The 3,445-nt window shown below is 64.8% G+C and carries 5 protein-coding genes; all 5 read right to left on the reverse strand.

The features are described 5' to 3' along the window. A partial coding sequence (locus C1722_RS06835; protein WP_244902473.1) for a HisA/HisF-related TIM barrel protein occupies positions 1-385 on the reverse strand: 385 nt, incomplete at its 3' end. 4 nt (positions 386-389) lie between these two features. Further along, positions 390-920 carry an imidazole glycerol phosphate synthase subunit HisH gene (hisH, locus tag C1722_RS06840; protein ID WP_244902474.1) on the reverse strand — a complete coding sequence of 177 codons (531 nt, stop codon included), beginning with the start codon at positions 918-920 and terminating at the stop codon, positions 390-392. Between the two features lie 45 nt (positions 921-965). Continuing rightward, positions 966-1,559, reverse strand: coding sequence for an imidazoleglycerol-phosphate dehydratase HisB (gene hisB / locus C1722_RS06845; RefSeq protein WP_102378575.1), 594 nt, complete (start codon positions 1,557-1,559; stop codon positions 966-968). After that, positions 1,556-2,632, reverse strand: coding sequence for a histidinol-phosphate transaminase (gene hisC / locus C1722_RS06850; protein WP_102378576.1), 1,077 nt, complete (start codon positions 2,630-2,632; stop codon positions 1,556-1,558). Before hisC ends, hisB begins: the two co-directional genes overlap by 4 nt. Continuing rightward, positions 2,625-3,445: histidinol dehydrogenase (gene hisD, locus C1722_RS06855; RefSeq protein WP_102378577.1), on the reverse strand; the 821-nt coding region annotated here is incomplete at its 5' end. The genes hisD and hisC, both read right to left, overlap by 8 nt.

Raw genomic sequence — 3,445 nt, forward strand, 5'->3', positions numbered from 1 at the left:
CGATGCCGGCCGCAAGCGTGCCCTGGTAGCGGGCGACGGCCGCCTCGGCGAATGCGGGATCGGCCACCAAACTCGTGCCGAGAACCACGCGGGAAACGCCCGCCTCGTAGAGCCGCTCGATCGTTTCGAGCGAACGGATGCCGCCGCCCACCTCCACCTTGAGCAGCGTCTTTCTCAGAATGCGCTCGATGATGGCGATGTTTTCGGGGACGCCCGATTTTGCCCCGTCGAGATCGACCACGTGCAGCCACGTCGCACCCGCCTCCTCGAAGCGTTGCGCCTGATCGGCAGGATCGTCGTTGTACACGGTCACCTTTGCGTAGTCGCCCTTCGCAAGGCGCACTGCGCGACCGTCGAGTATATCGATCGCGGGAAGCAGATACATGGGATCACACGCCTTTCGAGTGCTGTACGATACTGACGAAGTTGCGGAGCAGAGCCATTCCCGCATCGGAACTCTTCTCGGGGTGGAACTGCACGCCGAACGCGGTTTCGCGGTAGGCGACCACGCTCGGGAACGACACCGAATGCGTGGTGGTCGCCACCGTGCAAGGGGTATCCGGCGCGATGAAGCTGTGGGTGAAGTAGAAGTGCTCGCCCGAGGGTATGCCCGCAAGCAGCGCTTTCGGTTCGGCGTCGTCGTACTCGATCGAATTCCAGCCGACGTGGGGCACCTTGTAGCTTATCCCCTGCTCGTCGGTGCGCGGAAGGGCGCCCACCACGCCTGGCAGCACGGAAAGCCCGTGCGCGTTGTCAGCCTCGTCGTCCTCGAAATCGGTGCCTTCGGTTCCCTCTTCGAACATGAGGTGGAGCCCCAAGCATATCCCCAGAAACGGCACGCCCGCTGCGATGCGCTCGCGCAGGGCCGCCGTCTGCCCCATACGGTGCATGGTCGATGCGGCGTCGGCGAAGGCGCCCACGCCGGGCAGTACGATGGCATCGGCGCGCGCGATCTCGGCGGGANATCACAGCGAGCCCTTCGTCGAGGGGAGTACACCCGCGATGCGCGGGTTGATGCGCGTCGCATCGCAGAGAGTCCGGCCGCTCGCCTTGAAGGCGGCCTCGACGATGTGGTGCGCGTTCTCGCCCGTGACGCTGCGGATGTGCAGCGTCACGCCCGCGTTCGTGGCGAGCGCGATCATGAACTCCTTGGCGAGCGTCGTGTCGAACGTGCCGATGATCTCGATCGGCAGGTCCACCGCGTAGTGGAGCTGACCGCGCCCCGATATATCGCAGGCGGCCAACACGAGCGCCTCGTCCATGGGTACGTAGCTCGAGCCGAACCGCACGATACCCCGCTTGTCGCCGATTGCCTGCGCGAACGCCTGGCCGAGCACGATTCCCACGTCCTCCACGGTGTGGTGCGCGTCGACCTCGATATCTCCTTGAGCCCGCACGGTCAAATCGAACAGACCGTGGCGACCGAAGGCATCGAGCATGTGATCGAAGAACGGCACACCCGTCTCGATGTCGGTCACACCCGTCCCGTCGAGGTTCAGCGTAAGCGCGATATCGGTTTCCTTGGTGGTGCGCGTAAGGGAGGCGATGCGATCGGTCATGCCTTCCGCCTTTCTATCAGAACCTCTTTCAATGCGGTTAAGAACCGCTCGTTTTCTTCGGGCGATCCCACCGTGACGCGAAGGCAGTCGGCCAGGTGCTCCGCAGCCGAGAAGTCGCGTACGAGTATGCCGCGATCGTAGAGCGCCCGCCATACCTCGCCGGCGCCTTCCGCCCTGAACAGGATGTAGTTCGCGTCCGACGGATACGCCTTGACCTCGGGGAGCTTGCGCAGCTGCTCGATGAGGCGAGCGCGCTCCTCGATGATCGAGACGATCCCGCGCTCGAAGCTCGCGCGGTTCTCGTACACGGTTTCGGCGATGATCTGAGAAACGGCATCGACCGAGTAGGGTTGGCGCACCTTGATGAACTCGGTGACGATGGCCGGATCGCCGAGGATGTAGCCGAGCCGCACGCCCGCGAGGCTGAAGGCCTTGGAGAACGTGCGCAGGATGACGAGGTTCTTGTGGCGGGCAAGGTAGGGCCGCATGGTCATGCGGGAGAACTCGAAGTACGCCTCGTCCACCATCACGAGCGCGTCGGTGGCGTCGAGGAGCGCGAGCAGGAACTCTTCGCTGGCAAGCTTGCCGGTGGGATTGTTCGGGCTCGCAACGATAAGGTAGTCGATGCCGCCTTCGGCCACACGCGCGAGTACCGCCTCCTCGTCGATCGAATAGTCGTCACGGCGCGGGATGTTCACGATTTCGGTGCCCGTCAAACGCGCGTTCTGCTCGTACACCGAGAATGTCGGCGGGAGGTTCAGAAACGTGCGGCCGGGGCCGCCCCAGGCGAGCGCGATGTTGAACAAGAGCTCGTCTCCCCCGTTGCCCAAAAGCACGCATTCGCGTTCGAGCCCGTTCGCCTCGGCGATCCTGTCGCGCAAACCGTTGGCCAGCGGATCGGGATAGCGGTTGAAGCTCATGGCCTTGAGCCGCCGGTTGATCTCGCGGCGCACCTCCTCGGGCACGTCCTGCGGGTTCTCGTTGGCCGAGAGGTACGCTTCGGCGGGAAGGTACTTCGGATCGTAGGGCACGAGCGGCGCGATGCGCTCGCACGACGGTCTGACGTTATTCATCGGCATCTTCGATTCCGTACAGGTTTCCGGTCCTCATGAGGTTGCACCTGAGTTCGACGCTCTTCGCATGCGCCCACAGCCCCTCGTGCTCGGCGATGGTCATCACCGCCGATGCGTCGTTGGCGAGCGCGGCGGAAGAGTACTGGATGACGCTCGACTTCTTTACGAACTCGTCGACCGAGAGAGGCGAGGCGTAGCGGGCGGTTCCGCCCGTCGGCAGCGTGTGGTTCGGCCCCGCGACGTAATCGCCCACGGCTTCGGGCGTCCAAGCGCCCAGGAAGATGGCTCCCGCGTTGCGGATCATGCCGAGCAGGTCGAACGCATGGTCCATGTGGATCTCGAGGTGCTCGGGCGCGATCACGTTGACCGCTTCCATCGCGCTCGGGATGTCGGGGCACACGACGATGAGGCCCTGGTCGGCAAGCGATGCCGTGGTGATCTCGGCGCGGGTCGACGACGCCAGGTGCTTCTCGACCGCCGCCTCGACCGCATCGGCGTACGCTTCGGAGAAGGTCACGAGATAGCAGCTCGCGAGCGGATCGTGTTCGGCCTGGGCCATGAGATCGATGGCGACGAGCGCGGGCTCTGCCGTCTCGTCGGCGACGACGCAGACCTCGGAGGGGCCTGCGATCATATCGATGCCCACGTCGCCCGAGACGATCTTCTTGGCGGCGGCCACGTACGCGTTGCCGGGCCCGGTGATCTTGCACACCGGCTCGATGGACTCGGTGCCGTAGGCGAGCGCAGCCACGGCCTGCGCTCCCCCGACCGCGTAGATCTCGGTGGCCGCCGCGACACTGAACACAACGCGGA

Source organism: Raoultibacter timonensis (assembly GCF_900240215.1).
GTDB classification, from domain to species: domain Bacteria; phylum Actinomycetota; class Coriobacteriia; order Coriobacteriales; family Eggerthellaceae; genus Raoultibacter; species Raoultibacter timonensis.

Excerpts from the sequence above, each read along its gene's own strand:
- hisB (WP_102378575.1), bottom strand. The coding sequence starts at position 1,559 with ATGACCGATCGCATCGCCTCCCTTACGCGCACCACCAAGGAAACCGAT.
- hisC (WP_102378576.1), bottom strand. The coding sequence starts at position 2,632 with ATGAATAACGTCAGACCGTCGTGCGAGCGCATCGCGCCGCTCGTGCCC.